Annotated in this window: 21 protein-coding genes; 8 read left to right on the forward strand and 13 right to left on the reverse strand. The window is 71.2% G+C overall.

The features are described from left to right. The 3 genes from VGR06_RS32815 to VGR06_RS32825 form a co-directional block, all read left to right on the forward strand. A partial coding sequence (locus VGR06_RS32815) for a hypothetical protein (RefSeq protein WP_327563067.1) occupies nt 1-384 on the forward strand: 384 nt, incomplete at its 5' end. Between the two features lie 115 nt (nt 385-499). After that, nucleotides 500-1,288: an SAM-dependent methyltransferase gene (locus tag VGR06_RS32820; RefSeq protein ID WP_327563109.1), complete on the forward strand. Its 789-nt coding sequence runs from the start codon at nt 500-502 to the stop codon at nt 1,286-1,288. A 159-nt stretch (nt 1,289-1,447) separates the two neighbouring features. Continuing rightward, nucleotides 1,448-2,257, forward strand: coding sequence for an SAM-dependent methyltransferase (locus tag VGR06_RS32825; protein WP_327563068.1), 810 nt, complete (start codon nt 1,448-1,450; stop codon nt 2,255-2,257). Here VGR06_RS32825 and VGR06_RS32830 read toward each other — a convergent pair. The 9 genes from VGR06_RS32830 to VGR06_RS32870 form a co-directional block, all read right to left on the reverse strand. Beyond that, nucleotides 2,254-2,895, reverse strand: a complete 642-nt coding sequence (locus tag VGR06_RS32830) for a YidC/Oxa1 family membrane protein insertase (RefSeq protein ID WP_327563069.1) — start codon at nt 2,893-2,895, stop codon at nt 2,254-2,256. The genes VGR06_RS32825 and VGR06_RS32830 overlap by 4 nt on opposite strands. Before the next feature lie 45 nt (nt 2,896-2,940). Continuing rightward, the gene (locus tag VGR06_RS32835) at nt 2,941-3,228 is read right to left on the reverse strand and encodes a DUF6412 domain-containing protein (RefSeq protein ID WP_327563070.1); all 288 of its coding nucleotides are present in this window, start codon (nt 3,226-3,228) and stop codon (nt 2,941-2,943) included. A 53-nt stretch (nt 3,229-3,281) separates the two neighbouring features. Beyond that, complete coding sequence (locus tag VGR06_RS32840) at nt 3,282-4,106, reverse strand: metallophosphoesterase family protein (RefSeq protein WP_414637385.1); 825 nt, start codon at nt 4,104-4,106, stop codon at nt 3,282-3,284. Nucleotides 4,107-4,143: 37 nt separating this feature from the next. Next, the gene (locus VGR06_RS32845) at nt 4,144-4,929 is read right to left on the reverse strand and encodes an HAD-IIA family hydrolase (RefSeq protein WP_327563072.1); all 786 of its coding nucleotides are present in this window, start codon (nt 4,927-4,929) and stop codon (nt 4,144-4,146) included. Between the two features lie 3 nt (nt 4,930-4,932). Further along, the gene (locus tag VGR06_RS32850; RefSeq protein WP_327563073.1) at nt 4,933-6,033 is read right to left on the reverse strand and encodes a sulfate/molybdate ABC transporter ATP-binding protein; all 1,101 of its coding nucleotides are present in this window, start codon (nt 6,031-6,033) and stop codon (nt 4,933-4,935) included. A gap of 100 nt (nt 6,034-6,133) precedes the next feature. Beyond that, complete coding sequence (locus VGR06_RS32855) at nt 6,134-6,928, reverse strand: ABC transporter permease (RefSeq protein WP_327563074.1); 795 nt, start codon at nt 6,926-6,928, stop codon at nt 6,134-6,136. After that, nucleotides 6,925-7,689, reverse strand: coding sequence for a molybdate ABC transporter substrate-binding protein (modA, locus tag VGR06_RS32860; RefSeq protein ID WP_327563110.1), 765 nt, complete (start codon nt 7,687-7,689; stop codon nt 6,925-6,927). Before modA ends, VGR06_RS32855 begins: the two co-directional genes overlap by 4 nt. After that, on the reverse strand, nt 7,683-8,084 hold the full coding sequence (locus VGR06_RS32865; protein ID WP_327563075.1) for a TOBE domain-containing protein: 402 nt from the start codon (nt 8,082-8,084) through the stop codon (nt 7,683-7,685). The genes modA and VGR06_RS32865 overlap by 7 nt, the downstream gene beginning before the upstream one ends. Nucleotides 8,085-8,117: 33 nt before the next feature. Continuing rightward, nucleotides 8,118-8,576 (reverse strand): MarR family winged helix-turn-helix transcriptional regulator, encoded by a 459-nt coding sequence (locus VGR06_RS32870; RefSeq protein ID WP_327563076.1) that lies wholly within the window; start codon nt 8,574-8,576, stop codon nt 8,118-8,120. Between the two features lie 112 nt (nt 8,577-8,688). On the opposite strand from VGR06_RS32870, the gene moaA reads away from it, so the two are divergent. The 3 genes from moaA (at nt 8,689) to VGR06_RS32885 (ending at nt 10,976) form a co-directional block, all read left to right on the forward strand. Beyond that, nucleotides 8,689-9,726, forward strand: coding sequence for a GTP 3',8-cyclase MoaA (gene moaA, locus VGR06_RS32875; protein WP_327563111.1), 1,038 nt, complete (start codon nt 8,689-8,691; stop codon nt 9,724-9,726). An 11-nt stretch (nt 9,727-9,737) separates the two neighbouring features. Next, nucleotides 9,738-9,989, forward strand: coding sequence for a MoaD/ThiS family protein (locus VGR06_RS32880; protein ID WP_327563112.1), 252 nt, complete (start codon nt 9,738-9,740; stop codon nt 9,987-9,989). Between the two features lie 360 nt (nt 9,990-10,349). Further along, on the forward strand, nt 10,350-10,976 hold the full coding sequence (locus VGR06_RS32885) for a transglycosylase family protein (RefSeq protein WP_327563077.1): 627 nt from the start codon (nt 10,350-10,352) through the stop codon (nt 10,974-10,976). 360 nt (nt 10,977-11,336) lie between these two features. Here VGR06_RS32885 and VGR06_RS32890 read toward each other — a convergent pair whose 3' ends face one another. The 4 genes from VGR06_RS32890 to VGR06_RS32905 all read right to left on the reverse strand — a co-directional run bounded on the left by VGR06_RS32890 (nt 11,337) and on the right by VGR06_RS32905 (nt 14,462). Then, the gene (locus VGR06_RS32890) at nt 11,337-12,263 is read right to left on the reverse strand and encodes a molybdenum cofactor biosynthesis protein MoaE (RefSeq protein WP_327563078.1); all 927 of its coding nucleotides are present in this window, start codon (nt 12,261-12,263) and stop codon (nt 11,337-11,339) included. Next, nucleotides 12,260-12,739, reverse strand: coding sequence for a cyclic pyranopterin monophosphate synthase MoaC (gene moaC / locus VGR06_RS32895; RefSeq protein WP_327563079.1), 480 nt, complete (start codon nt 12,737-12,739; stop codon nt 12,260-12,262). Before moaC ends, VGR06_RS32890 begins: the two co-directional genes overlap by 4 nt. Nucleotides 12,740-12,830: 91 nt before the next feature. After that, entirely contained in the window at nt 12,831-14,231 is a 1,401-nt protein-coding gene (locus tag VGR06_RS32900) for an NAD-dependent malic enzyme (RefSeq protein WP_327563080.1), read from the reverse strand. Nucleotides 14,232-14,273: 42 nt separating this feature from the next. Beyond that, entirely contained in the window at nt 14,274-14,462 is a 189-nt protein-coding gene (locus tag VGR06_RS32905; RefSeq protein WP_327563081.1) for a hypothetical protein, read from the reverse strand. Nucleotides 14,463-14,613: 151 nt separating this feature from the next. Between VGR06_RS32905 and VGR06_RS32910 the strand changes: the two genes are divergently transcribed. Continuing rightward, nucleotides 14,614-16,875 (forward strand): helicase-associated domain-containing protein, encoded by a 2,262-nt coding sequence (locus VGR06_RS32910; protein ID WP_327563082.1) that lies wholly within the window; start codon nt 14,614-14,616, stop codon nt 16,873-16,875. Beyond that, complete coding sequence (locus VGR06_RS32915; RefSeq protein ID WP_327563083.1) at nt 16,872-17,096, forward strand: hypothetical protein; 225 nt, start codon at nt 16,872-16,874, stop codon at nt 17,094-17,096. The genes VGR06_RS32910 and VGR06_RS32915 overlap by 4 nt, the downstream gene beginning before the upstream one ends. The last annotated feature ends 278 nt before the right edge of the window (nt 17,097-17,374 follow it).

Raw genomic sequence — 17,374 nt, forward strand, 5'->3', positions numbered from 1 at the left:
CATGAGCTCATGCGCGAGTCACATGAGCCGGTCAACATCGAGTTGCTGACCCGGGTGGCTGACCTCGTGCCGGGCACCGCGAGCGCGGCGGACATGCGGAAGTGGCACGACGAACTCGTCACCTGGGCGGCAGGCCGGGAGCAGATGGCGGCCGGACGGTTGGGGTTGGAGCTGGCGGCATGGCTGCTGTTCGCGGCGACCGTGGTGGAATTCTTCGACCCCGCGGAGGTCGCCACTCGGATGGGTGAAGCGGAGTCACCCGAGGCTGGGGCAAAGGGGTTGGAACTGCTGGCGACGGCGCGGCAGTCACTCGCGGTGAGTCCGGGCCTGGCGTTGGCCTATCTGAAGCGGTTTCGGGAGGCGTGGGGGTTGGCCGGGGGCTGAAACCGCTGGTGCTATGGGTGGGTCTGTCCACAAGGCATACACTCGATCGGAGTACAGCGTCGACTCGGCTGGCCGAAGGGGGCTGAGGCTGAGGGTGACTGGATACGTACGGTGGGTGCCGCCGCGGATCGACATGAGTGTGCCGCATCCGGCGCGGATGCACGACTACTGGCTGGGTGGCGGGCACAACTTCGCGGCGGACCGGGAGCTGGCCGAGCGGATCATGGAGATCCTGCCGGGGATCGAGGACATGGCCCGGCTGAACCAGTCGTTCCTGCGGCGCGCGGCGCTGTTCCTGGTGGACGCGGGGATCCGGCAGTTCCTGGACATCGGGTCCGGCATCCCGACGGTGGGGCATCTGCACGACATCGTGCAGCGGGCCGCGCCGGAGAGCCGGGTCGTGTACGTCGACTCCGACCCGGTGGCGGTCGCGCACACCGAACTGATCCTCGAGGACGTCAAGGGGACCGCGGTGCTGCGGGCCAACATGCGGGACGTCCCTGGCGTGCTGGCGGCCGAGCCGACGCAGCGGCTCATCGACCTGGCCCAGCCGGTCGGGCTGATCGCGCCGATGCTGCACTTCATCCCCGACTCCTGGGACCCGGCGTGCATCATGGGGGCGTACCGCGACCGGCTCCCGTCCGGCAGCTACCTGGTCGTCGTGCACGTCACGCAGGACGCCGAGACCCCGGGCCTGGCCAAGACCCTCGAGTTGTACCGGACCACCCCGTTCCAGCTCTACCCGCGCGGCCACGACGAGGTGCTGCGCATATGCGCCGGCTTCGACCTGGTCGAGCCGGGCCTGGTGGGCACCGCCCTCTGGCGCCCCGAGGGCCCCGACGACCGCTCCACCAAACCCGGCATCAACTCCCTGCTCTACGCCGGAGTCGGACGCAAGCCGTAGTGCGATGAATGCGTCGTTCACGCATTTCCTGTTGCTCATAAACAGTGTTACGGAAAGGTCAGCATTGGCCGCATACCGTGGGTAGTCATATCCACTAGGATATACACTCGTTTGGAGTACAGCGTCGACCTCAGTGGCCGGAGGGGGCTACGGAAGACGGTGACCGAAGACCTGCGGTGGGTGCCGCCCCGGATCGACATGACCGTGCCGCATCCGGATCGGATGCAGGACTATTGGCTGGGAGGCGGGCACAATTTCGCCGCGGACCGTGAACTGGCCGAGAAGATCATGCGGGTCCTACCGGGGATCGAGGACGTCGCCCGGCTCAAACATTCGTTTCTGCGCCGCGCGGCGCTGTTCATGGTTGAGGCGGGTATCCGGCAGTTCCTCCGGTTCGGCTCCGGCATCCCCTCGGTCGGCCGCCTGCACGAAGTCATCCAGCGGGCCGCACCGGGCAGCCGGATAGTCAATGTGGACGCCGACCCGGTGGCGGTCGCGCACAGCGAGCTGATGCTGGAGCACGTCGAGGGAATCGCCGTCCTCCAGGCCGATATGCGAGACGTCGCGGGCATTCTGGCCGCCGAGCCGACGCAACGCCTGCTCGACCTCACCCGGCCGGTCGGCCTGATCGCACCGATGCTGCACTTCATGCCCGACTCCTGGGAACCGGAAACGATCATCGCCGGCTTCCGCGACCAGCTGCCGCGCGGTAGCCACCTGGCCATCGCGCACGTCACCCAGGACGCCGAGCCACCCGGCCTGGCCGAGGCCGTCGCCGCGACCAGGACCACCCCGTACCCGCTCTATCCGCGGAACTGCGCCGAGATCCTGCGCCTGTGCGCCGGTTTCGAGCTGGTCGAGCCGGGCCTGGTCGGCTTCGCGATGTGGCGACCGGAAGGGCCGGACGACTATTCCACGAAACCCGGGATCAACGCGTTGATGTACGCCTGCGTCGGCCGCAGGATCTAGTCCCGGCGCAGGTAGGCGCGTTCGGCCGTGGCCCACGCCGTCGTGGTGAGCAGGTAGATGCCGGCCGCGAGCGGGATGACCGCGGCGCCGATCAGCGATCCGTACGGCAGCAGCCGCAGCACCGCCGGCGCCTCCGCCCCGGTCCGTTTCATCAGCCGCACCGAGCACCAGGCCACCACGGCGAGCGCGGCGAACAGCAGGAAGAACACCGGGCTGTGCGCCGCCGAGAAGTGCGTGCCGAGCGGTGTGCCGAGCAGGGTGCTGGCCAGCAGCTCGTTGGGCCCCCCGGCCACGGTGCCGGCCGAGAACAGCCGGTAGGTCACCATGAAGAACGGGATCTGCGCCAGCAGCGGAAGGCACCCGGCGAACATCGAGCTGCCCGAGTCCCGGTACAGTGCGGTCGTCTCACGCTGCAGCCGCTCCCGGTTCGTGCCGTACTTTCGTTGCAGCTCCTGCACTTTCGGCGCCAGCGCGGCCCGCACCCGCTCCCCGCGAACCGCGGCCCGGGCGAGCGGATGCAGCAGCAGGCGAATGGCGACCGTGAACAGAACGATGATCAGCGCCGGGTCGAGGACGCCGGCGAACAGCATGACAAGGTGATACGCGCCGGCAACCGGCACGTCGAGAAACGTGAACAAGGCAGGACTCCGTCAGATCGAGCCGATGGGGGACCGTCGCAGCGGCTAAACAGCCGCCGACCGTCCCGGTGCTCGAGGACGAACTCGCCCGTCAGCGTCGGGATCCCGGGTGCGCAGGAACGCGGACCGCTCCGCCCGCTCCCGCAACGCCCGGCCCCGCACCAGAGCCCGCGGCGCCTCGCCCGCCGGCTGCGCCGCGACCAGCAGCAACGCGACCGCGCCCAGCGCGACGGCGGTGGCCACCCCCATCAGCTCCGCCGGGCTCCCCGCCGCCGGCAACCAGGCGAAGGCAAGCACGAGCAGCGCGAGCATTCCGCGCCACTGCCCGAACATGCCTTCTCCTACCGTTCAACGGGTTCCGCATCCCACTGTAACCGCACCGGCGGTCAGGGCGCGGTCCACGGCAGGCGGACCACGAGACACGGGCCGCCGACGAAGACACCACCGTCGATGCCGAGGGCCTTGCCGCCGGCGTAGGAGTGCGGGGCGTCGACCTGGATGGGCATGATGCCGAGCTGGTCGGCGATGACGCTGTGGCCGTGCACGACGCGGGTGCCGCCGAGGACGGAGAGCAGCTTGTCGACGACCTCCTCGCCGTTGGGACCGCGGAAGGCGTGCCGGGTGGTCATCCGACGCCAGACCTCCCACCAGGCGGCCAGGTCGTCGGCGCGGAGGACGTCGCCGACCGTCGCGTTGATCTCGTCGATGGCCGCGCCCCAGGCCAGGTACTCCACCGTGTCGGAGTGCATGAGGAGGTGGTCGTCGACGAGGGCGAGCAGCGGACGTTCGGTGAGCCACCGGATGTGCTCGCCGGTGAGCGCCTCCTGGTCGCTGGCCTGGCCGCCGTTGAGCTCCCAGCTCCGGGCGAAGCTGCGCGGGCCCCAATTGTTGTGGGGGATGGTGGGTGGGTAGGACAAGTCGGACGGGACCTCGGTGTCGCCGAACCGGTGCATGCCGAGCAGCAGGATCTCGTGGTTGCCGAGCAGCGCGCCGACGTGACCGCCCGCCTCGGACGCCTCCGCCGCCAGCCGCCTCACCAGGTCGATGGTGCCGACGCCGTCCGGTCCGCGGTCGACGAAGTCGCCGAGGAACCACAGGTGCGCGTCGCCGCCGGACCACGTACCCGACGAGGTCAGCAGCCCGGCGTCGGCCAGCGCGGACACCAGTTCGGTCCGGTGCCCGTGCACGTCACCGACGACGTAGGTCGACACAGTGCAGACCATAGGCCAGCGCGTTATCGCCCGCGCCTCAGCCGGGGAACGGATCTTCGGTGTGTCCGACCAGCTCGGCCACGGACTCGAGGATCCGGCTCGGCCGGTAGGGGAAGCGCTCCGCGGAGTCCCGGTTCGAGATGCCGGTCAGCACCAGGATCGTGCGCAGCCCCGCCTCGAGGCCGGACCGGACGTCGGTGTCCATCCGGTCGCCGATCATGAGCGTGCTCTCCGAGTGCGCGCCGAGAGTGTTCAGCGCGGAGCGCATCATCAGCGGGTTGGGCTTGCCGACGAAGTACGGCGAGTGGCCGGTGGCCCGCTCGATCAGCGCGGCGACCGACCCGGTGGCCGGCAGCGGGCCCTGCAGGCTGGGCCCGGTGGCGTCCGGGTTGGTGGCGATGAACCGGGCGCCACCGACGATCAGCCGGATCGCGGTGGTGATCGCGGTGAAGCTGTACGTGCGGGTCTCGCCGAGCACCACGTAGTCCGGGTCGCGGTCGGTGAGCACGTAGCCGACCTCGTGCAGCGCCGTGGTCAGCCCGGCCTCGCCGATCACGAACGCGGAGCCGTGGGGGCGCTGGGAGTTCAGGAACTTGGCGGTGGCCAGCGCCGAGGTCCAGATGGCGGTCTCGGGCACGTCCAGCCCGGTCCGGTGCAGCCGCGCCCGCAGGTCCCGCGGCGTGTAGATGGAGTTGTTGGTCAGCACGAGAAACGGTGAGCCGCGCTCGGTCAGCTCGGCGATCAGCTTGTCGGCGCCGGGAATGAGGTGCTCCTCATGCACCAGCACGCCGTCCATGTCCATCAGATACGTCCACCCGGGCATGCCTCATGGTCCCGCAGCCCGCGGATAGACGCTCACCTCGGTCGCCTTGACCACGAGGTGGACGGCGGTGCCGGGCTCGAGCGCCAGCTCGGCGACCGCTTCGGGGGTGAGGTCGGCGGCGAGACCGGTGACCCAGGGCGGGCTGTCCGGGGTGGCGGCGGTGCGCACGCGGATCAGGTCACCGTGCGGCTCGAGAGCGGCGACGACGGCGGGGAAGACGTTTCGCGGGCTGCCGTGCGGGCGGTCCAGGTGGATGGCGACGGCCGCCGGGCGGAACACGGCGACCGCGGGCTCGCCGGCGGTCAAGGCGGTGACCGCCATCCCGGATACCGGACTGCCGTCAGGGGTGTGGATGCCGTCCATGCTGGCGACGCCGGGGACGAGATCGAGGCCGGCGATCCGCGCGGTGAACGCGGTCCGGGGACGGGACAGCACCTCCCGGGTGGGCCCTTGTTCAACAATCCGACCATCCGACAGGACGACGATCCGATCGGCCAACACGAGAGCATCCAGCGGATCGTGGCTGACCAGAACGGTGGCCCGGTGCGAACGGTCCCGCAGCACCCGGCGCACCAGGCCACGCACCGCCGGCGCGGCGTCCACGTCCAGTGCGGCGAACGGCTCGTCCAGCAGCAGCACGTCCGGCTCGGTGGCCAGCGCCCGGGCCAGCGCCACCCGCTGCGCCTGCCCACCGGACAGCGCCGCCGGCCGCCGCCCGGCCAGCCCCGCACAGTCCACTTCGGACAGCCAAGCCCGGGCCACCGCATCGGCCCGCCGCCGGCCCACCCCGCGCGATCGCGGCCCGAACGCCACGTTCGCCACCGCGGAAAGATGGGGGAACAGCAACGGATCCTGCGACAGCAACCCCACTTTCCGTTGATATGGCGGCACATTCACGTGACTGTCCACGAGCACCCGGTCCCCCACCCGCACCACGCCGGAGTCCGGCCGCAGCAACCCGGCCAGCACGTCCAGCAGCGTGGACTTCCCCGAGCCGTTCGGCCCCAGCACCGCGACCACCTCGCCGGCCGGCACGTCCAGCGCGACATCGAGCCGGAACCGCCCACGCGCCACCGAAACCCGCGCGTGCAACCCCCTGCTCACGGCGCCACCCCAGAGGGCCGGGGAGTGCGATGAAGGGGGCCTTCCTCGCGCCCGGTGCGAGGAAGGCCCCCTTCATCGCATCCCGCGCTTGCCAGCCCGCTCACGGTACGCCCTCGATCGCCCGCGGCCGGGCCACCACGATCACCAGCACCGCGACCAGCACCAGCACCAGGGAAAGCGCCACCGCACCGTCCACATCGGTCTCGCCGAGCGTGTACACCTCGAGCGGCAGCGTCCGGGTCACGCCCTCCAGGCTGCCGGCGAACGTGATCGTGGCGCCGAACTCGCCGAGCGCCCGGGCGAACGAGAGCACCAGCCCGGAGCCCAGTGCCGGCAGCACCAGCGGCACGGTGACGCGGCGGAACACCGTCCACGGCGCCGCCCCCAGCGTCGCGGCCACCGCCTCGTACCGCTCCCCCGCCGTGCGCAGCGCGCCTTCCAACCCCACCACCAGAAACGGCATAGCCACGAACGTCTGCGCGATCACCACGGCCGCCGTCGTGAACGGAATCCGCACCCCGAACACGAAGTCCAAAATCCGCCCGGCGAACCCGTTGCGCCCCAACAGGTACAGCAGCGCGAGCCCACCGACGACCGGCGGCAGCACCAGCGGCAGCAGCACGATCGCCCGCAGCAGCCGGGTTCCCGGCGCGTGCGAGCGGGCCAGCACCACGGCCAGCGGTCCACCCAGGACCACGCACAGCACGGTGGACGCCGCCGCAGTGCGCAGCGACAGCTCCAGCGCGTGCACCGCGCCAGGACTCGTTACCAGGGAAGGAAAGTCACGCAGGTCGGTCCGGGCCACCAGCCCGACGACCGGCAGCACGACCAGTGCGAGCGCCACGCACGCCGGCACCCACAGCAGCACGGGCAACCCGGTGCGTGCCTTCCTCACGGGATCCGGAAACCCACCTTCGTCAGCTCGGCGCGCCCGGCCTCCCCGCGCACCAGCTCGACGAACGCCTTCGCCAGCTCCGCCTGCGGCGCGTCCTTCACCACCGCGATCGGGTACTTGTTGATCGCCTTCGCCGCCTCCGGGAAGTCCACCCCGGTCACCTTGCCGCCCGCGGAGTTGACGTCGGTGAGGTAGACCAGCCCGGCATCCGCCTCGCCCGCGGACACCTTGGTCAGCACGGCCTTGACGTCCTGCTCCTCGCTCTTCGGCCTGACCGTCACGCCGGCGGCCTGCTCCACCTTCTGCGCCGCCGAGCCGCACGGCACCTGCGGCGCGCACACCACCACGATCACCCCGTCCTTCGCCAGGTCCGCCAGCGAGGTGATCTTCTTCGGGTTGCCCGGCGGCATCGCGATCGTCAGCTGGTTGGTGGCGAAGATCTCCGGCGTCCCGGCGGCCAGCCCGGCGTCGGTCACCTTCTTCATGTTCACCTCGTCCGCGGAGGCGAATACGTCCGCCTGGGCACCGTTGACGATCTGCTGGGCGAGCGCCGAGGACCCCTGGAAGCTGATCTTCACGTCGACCCCGGCGTGCTCCGCTTCGAACGTCTTCTCCAGCGCCCCAAAGGATTCCGTGAGCGACGCGGCGGCCAGCACGGTGAGCGTCCGCTGCTCCGGCGCGCCCGGGGTGGCTCCGCTCGACGAGCCGCAGCCGGCGACGGTGACGAGGACGGCAGCGACCGCCACGGTCAGCTTCACGATTCCTCCGGGGTTTCCACGACGACCTGGGTTGCCTTGACCACCGCCACCGCGAGCACCCCCGGCTCGAGGCCGAGCTCGCGGACCGCCTCCGTGCTCATCAGCGACACCACCCGGTGCGGCCCGCACTGCATCTCCACCTGCGCCATCACGGTGTCCGCGACGACGGCGGTGACCAGCCCGACGAACCGGTTGCGCGCCGACCGCCCGACCCCGGTGGGATCGGCGATCGCACCGGCGTTGGCCCGGGCGTACGCGGCCAGCTCCGCGCCGTTGACGACCTTGCGCCCGGCCCCGTCGGCACCGGCGGTGAGCTGCCCGGCGTCCACCCACCGGCGGACCGTGTCATCGCTGACACCGAGCAGACGAGCGGCCTCAGAAAGCCGAAACTGCGGCATGAAGGACAGATTATCTCCGCGGATGCGGTTCCGTCACGGTGTACCGATGATCTCGCCGTACTCCTCGAGGATCGCCCGGTTGTACCGCTCGATCACATCCCACTCCTCGGGCGTGAACCGCGCCAGCACCCGTTCGGTGAGCTCGATGACGTCGTCGAACAGATGCGCGTACCGGGCCTCGTCGAAGTCCGCGATCTCGACGAGGACCTTGCGCCGGTCGTGCGGATCCCGGACCCGGCGGACGAACCCGTGCCGCTCGAGCCGGTCGATCACCCCGGTGACCGCGCCCGTGGAGAGACCCGACAGCTGGGCGATCCGGCCCGCGGTCAGCGACTGCTCGGCCTGGATGACCAGCTCCAGGCACTTGTGGTCGGTGCCGGACAGCCCCATCTGCTCGGCCACCCGGGAGTGGAACAGCACGGTGATGGTGGAAAGCTCCCGGCCCAGCTGGCCGAACCGGGTGAGCACGTCCGCCGGGACCTTCTGCGCCATCAGCCCCTCGCACACTAAGAAGTTCAGCTCCAAAGGCATAGTAGCCCTTCGCACCCGGGGGCACACGACTACCCTCGACAGGGTGACAGCAGTTGATCTCGGTCTGCCGGCGATGCGCGGACCGGCGGGTGCCCCGGACGGCTCGGTCCGCCCCGACACGCCGGCGCTGGTCGACTCGTTCGGCCGGATCGCGACGGATCTTCGGGTGTCCCTCACCGACCGGTGCAACCTGCGGTGCACGTACTGCATGCCGGCCGAGGGGTTGGACTGGCTCGCTGGCCCGGACGTGCTGACCACGGCCGAGCTGCTGCGGCTGCTGGACGTCGCGGTGACCCGGCTGGGCGTGACCGACGTCCGGTTCACCGGCGGCGAGCCGCTGCTGCGCAAGGGGCTCGAGGAGCTGATCGAGGGCACCGCGGCGCTCCGCCCGCGGGCGCGGATCTCCATGACCACCAACGGAATCGGCCTCGCCCGCCGGGCTGGACGGCTGCGCGCGGCCGGGCTGGACCGGATCAACGTCTCGCTGGACACCCTGGACCCGCGGCGGTTCGCGGAGATCACCCGGCGGGACCGGCTGGCCGACGTGCTCGCCGGGCTCGCCGCCGCGCGGGCCGCCGGGCTTGCCCCGGTCAAGGTGAACGCCGTGCTGCTGCGCGGGATCAACGACGACGAGGCGGTGCCGCTGCTGCGGTTCTGCCTCGAGCACGACTACCACCTGCGGTTCATCGAGCAGATGCCGCTGGACCCGCAGCACGGCTGGAACCGCGCCGAGATGATCACCGCCGCGGAGATCCTGGACCGGCTGGGCGCGGCGTTCGAGCTGACCCCCAGCCACACCCCGCGCGGGGCGGCGCCGGCGGAGCGGTGGCTCGTGGACGGCGGGCCGGCCGAGGTCGGGGTGATCGGCTCGGTCACCCGGCCGTTCTGCGAGGCCTGCGACCGGACCCGGCTCACCGCCGACGGGGCGCTGCGGAACTGCCTGTTCAGCCAGTCGGAGACGGACCTGCGGGGGCTGCTGCGGGGCGGCGCGAGTGACGAGGACCTGGCCGGCGCCTGGCGGGCCACGATGTGGGCCAAGCTCGCCGGCCACCGGATCAACGAGGCCGGCTTCGCCCAGCCGATCCGACCGATGAGCGCGATCGGGGGGTAAGGGTGGCCGAGCTGACCATCAGCGTGCGGTACTTCGCTGGGGCCCGGGCGGCGTCCGGGGTACACGAGGAGAGCGTGGCGGTGCCGGCCGGGTCCACGGTGCACGACATGCTGGTCACGCTGGGCGCACGGCACGGGGACGAGCTGTCGCGGGTGCTGACCGCGTCGAGCTTTCTGCTGGACGGTGTCGCGGTGCGTGACCGTAGTGTCGCCCTTACTAATGGTGTCGAACTCGACGTCCTACCCCCATTTGCGGGAGGCTGACGCTCCCGAAAGCGTGATTCAAACCTCAGGTAAGGCAACATATCTCAGGCAGATCACGTACCGGAAAACGTCGATCACGACGCCGTTGACCTGCGTAAACATCGATGTTCGGCGGATCATTGCCAGACGTTACTGTGATGACGGTCACACGTCGATTGATTTCCCATTCAGATCTCGATTCCGTACTGTCCAATCCCGTTGGTCCCGACCAACCGCACAACCGAAGACCGGATGTCCGTGCGCCGAACCCTGTCCAGCGGGCACCGGAGAAATAACCCCCGAGTGAAAGAGACTTCCGGACAGGGGCGACGGGCCGTACGCCCTGATCAAATTGATCGCAGGCGCGGGAGAGAGACCACAATGGCTAACCGAGGCAAGCACCGCAAGCAGCATGCTGCCACCCGCACCATTGCTCGAGTCGTGATCGCCGGCGTCGCCGTCGGTGCCCCGCTCGGCATCGCCGCGGCGCCCGCCCAGGCCAGCCCGAACTGGGACGCCATCGCCCAGTGCGAGAGCGGCGGCAACTGGAGCATCAGCACCGGCAACGGCTACTACGGCGGTCTGCAGTTCACGCAGGGCACCTGGCGGGCCAACGGCGGTTCCGGCAACCCCGCCAGCGCCTCCCGTGAAGAGCAGATCCGCGTCGCGGAGAACGTGCTGAAGACCCAGGGCATCGGCGCCTGGCCGGTCTGCGGCAAGCGTGGCGGCGGCGCGGCCGCTCCGGCGAAGGCGAAGGCCACCAAGCCGGTGGTCAAGAAGGTCACCCCGAAGACCACGCCCAAGCCCGCGGCTCCGGTCGTGTCCGCTCCGGTCACCGTGACGTCCAACCCCAACGGTGACTACACGGTCGTGCCCGGCGACTCGCTGTCCAAGATCGTGAAGAACCTGGACCTCCAGGGCGGCTGGCAGGCCTTGTACGAGAAGAACAAGGCGTTCATCAGCGACCCCGACCTGATCCTGGTTGGTCAGACGCTCGCCACCAAGTGAGTTGAGCAATTCTGAATACGGATGTGGCCCCACCATGCCCATGGTGGGGCCACTTTCCGTCCCATTCCCACCGCACCAGTTTATGAAGGTGACCTTCATAAGCCTTCCATTAACCCCCTACCAAACATCCTAGTGCATAGCACCCCCCGGGCCTCCTACTTTCAAACCCCGCGAGTCCCCACTTCAGGCACGCGAGTCCCCACTTCAGGCACGCGAGTCCCCAGTTCCAACACGCGAGTTCGACGTTCAGAACCGCGAGTCGTACCTTCAGGACACCGAGTCAGGAGCGGGCGAGCAGGAGAGCATGCCGCTTCCTGCCCGAGTGTCGAACTCAGGGTCCTGAATGTCGAAATCGCAGGGTCAGGGGCAGTTGACCCACTCGTCGGAGCCGTCGGCGAAGATCTGGTGTTTCCAGACTGGAAGCCGGAGTTTGACCTGGTCAACGAGGTCGGCGCAGGCTTCGAACGCCTCCCGGCGGTGGTCGGCGGAAACCGCGCAGGCCAGTGCGATGTCGCCGATTTTCAGGGCGCCGACCCGGTGACTCACCGCAACCGCACGGACCCCGGCGCGCCGGGCGGCCACCGCGGTTGCCACCTCCTCGATCAACGCCGTGGCGCTCGGATGGCCTTCGTAGGCCAGCTCCGCCACCGCCCGGCCATGATCGTGATCGCGCACCACGCCGGCGAACGTCACCACCGCGCCCGCCGCCCGGTCGGCCACCAGCCCGGCCAGCTCGTCCACCGACAGGGCGTCCTCGCTGACCTCCGCCCGGAGCACCACGGCCGCCGGCACGTCGTGGGCCGCAACCGGTCGGGGGTGATCACCGCCGGCCAGCTGGTCGAGCGCGTGCTCCAGTACGCCGTCGAGCACGCCCAAGCCGTCCCGGACGCCACCGGTGGACCCCGGCAGGTTGATCACCAGGGTGCCACCGGCCACTCCGGCGACGCCCCGGGAGAGCACCGCGGTGGGCACCGCGGGCAGGCCGGCCGAGCGGATCGCGTCGGCCAGGCCCGGCACCTGGTAGTCCAGCACGGACGCGGTCGCCTCGGGGGTGCGGTCGGTCGGGCTGATCCCCGTGCCTCCGGTGGTGATCACGACGTGCACCCGGTCCGCCACCGCCGCCCGCAGCGCCGCCGCCACCGGCTCGCCATCCGGGACGACCCGCACCTCGCCCACCTCGAAGCCGCGGTCCCGCAGCCACGCGGCGATCACCGGGCCGGTCTTGTCGGCGTACACACCGGCGGCGGCGCGGTTCGACGCGGCCACCACGCGAGCCGTGCGGGTCATCGGTCCTCCGGTCGGGTCCACACTCCGGACTTGCCGCCTTCCTTGCGCACCAGGCGAACCGAGTCCAGCTCGGCGGCGGGGTCCACGGCCTTGATCATGTCGTGCAGGGCGAGCCCGGCCACCGCGACCGCGGTCAGCGCCTCCATCTCGACCCCGGTGCGGTCGGTCGTCCGGACCGTCGCGGTGATCACCACGTCGGCCCCACCCAGCGAGAGCTCCACGGCCACCGAGGACAGCGCGAGCGGGTGGCACAGCGGGATCAGGTCGGGGGTGCGCTTGGCCGCCATGATGCCGGCGATCCGCGCGGTGGCCAGCGCGTCACCCTTGGGCAGCCCGTCGCGGCGGAGCAAATCGACCACCTCGACCGTCGTGCGCACCACCCCAGAGGCGACGGCGGTCCGGGCCGAGGCCACCTTGCCGGACACGTCCACCATCCGCGCGGCCCCGGCCGCGTCCAGATGGCTGAGCTCGCTCAAGCCATCACCTCGCAAGCTCGGTGATGGAGGACCCCGTCGCCACGCAAGCTCGGCGTCAGGGCAGTGCTCAATGGCTCGCTCGCAAGCTCGCTCACCGGTCCGATGGTACGTGCGAAACCGCGGCCCGGCGGACGCACTCGGCCACCGCCGGCGCGACCGCGGAGTCGAACACGCTGGGCACGATGAACGAGGCGTTGAGCCGCTCGCCGTCCACCACGTCGGCGATCGCGTCGGCCGCGGCCAGCAGCATGTCGTCGGACACGGTGCGGGCCTGGGCGTCGAGCAGGCCGCGGAACACGCCGGGGAAGGCCAGCACGTTGTTGATCTGGTTGGGGTAGTCGCTGCGTCCGGTGGCGACCACGGCCGCATACCGTTGCGCCTCTAGGGGATCGATCTCCGGGTCCGGGTTGGCCAGGGCGAACACCACGGGGTTGGCCGCCATGGTGGCCACCTGCTCGGCCCCGAACAGGTTCGGCGCCGACACCCCGATGAACACGTCCGCACCGACCAGGGCGTCGTGCAGCGTCCCGGTCCGCCGCTCGTGGTTGGTGTTCAGCGCGATCCAGGCCAGGTTCTCGTCGAGGTCGCCGCGGTCCGGGTGCACGATGCCGTTGATGTCCACCCCGATCACGTCGCCCGGCCCGCGCTGCAGCAGCAGCCGCACGATCGCCGAGCCGGCCGCGCCCACCCCGCACACCACGATCCGGCAGTCCCACAACGACTTCCCGACCACCCGCAGGGCGTTCCGCAGCGCCGCCAGCACCACGATCGCGGTGCCGTGCTGGTCGTCGTGGAACACCTGGATGTCCAGCTTCTGGCGCAGCCGCCGCTCGATCTCGAAGCACCGCGGCGCGGCGATGTCCTCCAGGTTGATCCCGCCGTAGACCGGGGCGATCAGCTGCACCGTCCGGATGATCTCCTCGACGTCCTGGGTGTCCAGGCACACCGGCCAGGCGTCCACGTTGGCGAACTTCTTGAACAGCGCGGCCTTGCCCTCCATCACCGGCAGCGCCGCGGCCGGCCCCAGGTTGCCCAGGCCCAGCACCGCCGAGCCGTCGGTGACCACGGCGACCGTGTTGCGCTTGATGGTCAGCCGCCGCGCGTCGTCCGGGTTCTCCGCGATCGCCTGGCAGATCCGGGCCACGCCGGGGGTGTAGGCGCGGGACAGGTCGTCGCGGTTCTTCAACGCGATCTTGGGCCGGATCTCGATCTTGCCGCCGAGGTGTATCAGGAACGTCCGGTCGGACACCTTGCGCACGACCACGCCGGGCAGCCGCTCGAGCTCCTCGGTGATGTCCCGCGCGTGGTCGTCGTTGAGCGTGTTGGCGGTGATGTCGACGACGATCCGGTCGGTGTGCGACTCCACCACGTCGAACGCGGTGATCACGCCGCCGACCTTCCCGATGGCGCTCGCCAGATCGCCGGCCGCGCTGGCGGACGGCGGTGCCTCGAGCCGAACAGTGATGGAATACCCAGGACCGGGAACCGGCATGGTATTGACCTTATCCCCGATGCCTGCCGGCCCGGTCGAGTGTTACTTGTTGATCTCCGTGACCGGGTGCTCGTAGCCGAGCCGGTCCGGCGGGAGCGGGAAGCTCAGGTCACCGAACGGGGACAGCGCGCCCTGCCGGTCGGCCGCGATCTCGCTCACCGGGTGCTGGCCGTTGTCGTCGTCACCCGGCCACGTCGGGTCGATCCGACCCGTGTTGACGCCCTTCGCCACCGGCCCTCCCTATCTTCTGATGCGAGCAGTAGGGTACCTGGCCGCACGTACCAAGGAGACCGGGAGTAGGCCAACTTCCGCAACGCCTGCACCTGCGGGAACGCCTGCTCCCGGTCGGATTGGTACCTACCAGCACAGTAACGTGGTCAGGGTGCCGGTCGAGACGCTCACCCAGTGGCTCCGGGCGCGGGATGACGACGCGCTCGTCGCCCTGCTGCGGGCGCGGCCGGATCTGGCCACGCCGCCGGCCGCGGACAGCACCGTGCTCGCCGCCCGGGCCGGCGCCCGGGCGTCGGTGGCCCGGGCCGCGGAGGGGCTGGACACGTTCACCCTCGCCGTGCTGGACGCCCTGCTGTTCGGAGACGCCGATCAAACGCCGGTACCGCTGACGGCCGTCGTCGGCACCCTGGGTGCGGCGGCCGAACGGGTCGCGGCCGCGGTGGACAAGCTGCGGCACCTGGCCATCGCCTGGGGCACCGACGAGGCGATCTCACTGGTGCCGGCGGCGCGCGAGGCGGGCGGGCCGTTCCCCAACGGGCTCGGCCGCCCGTCCGCCGCCCTGACCGGCCAGGATGTGGCGGCGCTGCTGGACAGGGTCACCGACGAGGAACGGCGCAAGCTCACCTCGCTGGCGCACGGCCAGCCGATCGGCCAGACCCGGGACGCGGCCGTCGTGGTGCCGCTGGAGCAGGCGACCACGCCGGTGCAACGGCTGCTCGCCATGGGCCTGCTGGTCCGCCGGGACGCCGAAACCGTCGAGCTGCCCCGCCAGGTCGGGCTCGCCCTGCGCGGCGACAGTCCACTCGGGACACTCGCGCTGGACGAGCCGCGGCTCCGGAGCACCTTCCACAATCCGTCCACTGTAGACGCGACGGCGGCCGGCGAGGTGCTGGAGTTGTTGCGGCGCACAGAGTCCCTGCTGACTGCGTGGTCCGGGGAGCCACCACCGGTGCTCAAGTCCGGCGGGCTGGGGGTGCGCGAGCTGCGCCGGCTGGCCCGGGACCTGGACACCGACGAGCGGCACGCCACGCTGATCGCCGAGCTCGCCACCGGCGCGGCGCTGGTGGCGGCCAGCGGCACGGTGAACCCCGAGTGGGTGCCGACCACGCAGGCCGACGGCTGGCTCGGCGCGAGCCCGGCCAACCGGTGGGCCACGCTCGCCACGGCCTGGCTGGACCTGCCCCGGCTGCCCGGTCTCGGCGGGCTGCGGGACACCAAGGACCGGGTGCTCGCCCCGCTGTCCGAGGACCTGCGCCGGCCGCCGGCGCCGGCGGAGCGGCGGCGGGTGCTGGCGGCGCTCGCCGAGCTGCCGCCCGGCACCGGCGTCGCCCCGGACGACCTGGTGGCCGTGCTGGCCTGGCGGGCCCCGCGGCGCGGCGGGCGGCTGCGCGACGAGATCGTCCGGTGGACCCTGCGCGAGGCGACCACACTCGGCGTGCTGGCCCTCGGCGCGGTCAGCGCACCCGGCCGGTCGCTGCTCGAGGAGGACCCGGCAGGCGCGGCCAAGCGGCTGGCCGAGGCCATGCCCACGCCGGTGGATCACGTGCTGGTGCAGGCCGACCTCACCGTGGTCGCCCCCGGCCCGCTGGAGCCCGACCTGGCCGCGCAGATCAGCGAGACCGCGGACGTCGAGTCGGCCGGCAGCGCCACCGTCTACCGGGTCACCGAGGCCTCGGTGCGGCGCGCCCTGGACGCCGGGCGCACCGCCACCGAGCTGCACGAGCTGTTCACCACCCGGTCGCGCACCCCGATCCCGCAGGGGTTGAGCTACCTGATCGACGACGTGGCCCGCCGGCACGGCCGGCTGCGCGGCGGGGCGGCCGCGTCGTTCCTGCGCTGCGACGACCCGGTGCTGATCGCCGAGATCGCCGCGCACCCGGTCGCCGCATCCCTGGAGCTGCGCCGGATCGCTCCCAACGTGCTGGTCAGCCCGCTGCCGCTGATGGACGTGCTGGAAGACCTGCGTGCGGCCGGCTACGCCCCGGCCGCCGAGGGCCCGGACGGCCAGATCATCGACCTGCGCCAGCAGGGCCGCCGGGTGCCCGCGCCGGCCCGCAGCTCGCGGCGGCCGGCCGTGGCCCGGACGCCCTCCGACGACCAGCTCGCCGAGGTGGTCCGGACCATCCGCGCCGGGGATCGCGCGGCCGAGGGCCGGCGCGGCCGGTCGGTGTCCCTGGCCGCCGGCACCGGCGCCGCCGACACCGGCGCCACGGTGGCCCTGCTGCGCGAGGCGATCCAGCAGCAGAGCCGCGTGTGGATCTGGTTCGTCGACGGCCACGGCAGCGCGAGCCAGCGGATCGTGGACCCGTTCCGGGTCGGCGGCGGCATTCTCGAGGGCCGCGACGTCATGCACGGCGCGGTGCGGCAGTACCCGCTGCACCGGATCACCTCGGCGGCGCTGGTGGAGGAATGAGGGAAAGTGCGCTGATCGTGGCCGTGCCGGAGGCCGAGCCGGTGGTCGGCAGGCACCGGCGTGATCTTGACCACTCCGCGCAGTGGGGCGTGCCGGCGCACGTCACCGTGCTCTATCCGTTCGCCTCGCCCGCGCGGATCGACGGAGACACGATCGAAGCCGTGCGCGCGGTGATCTCGGCCGAGGCGTTCGACTGCGTGCTCGCCCGGCCGCAACGTTGACGAGGAAGTCGCCTACCTGGCGCGCAGTCCGGAAAGCGTTGCCACACCGCGAAACTCGAAGAGTCACGCTCGAGCCAGCAAGCGAACCCGTCGCGTGATCGGCCGCCGGTGTCTTCCCCGGACGAGCAGCGCAGAGAGCGAGCGACCGAGCAGCGCAGGTAGGGGCAGGCACCGGGCCAAGAGGCCGATCACCGCGCGAGCGGAGCGAGCGCAATTGAACACCGGTTTCCGCTGGCATAGCCACTCTCGAGCCGGCGACGACCAGTTTTTGACCAGTC

Origin of the sequence: Actinophytocola sp. (genome assembly GCF_036002505.1) — a bacterium.
GTDB lineage: Bacteria > Actinomycetota > Actinomycetes > Mycobacteriales > Pseudonocardiaceae > DASYTH01.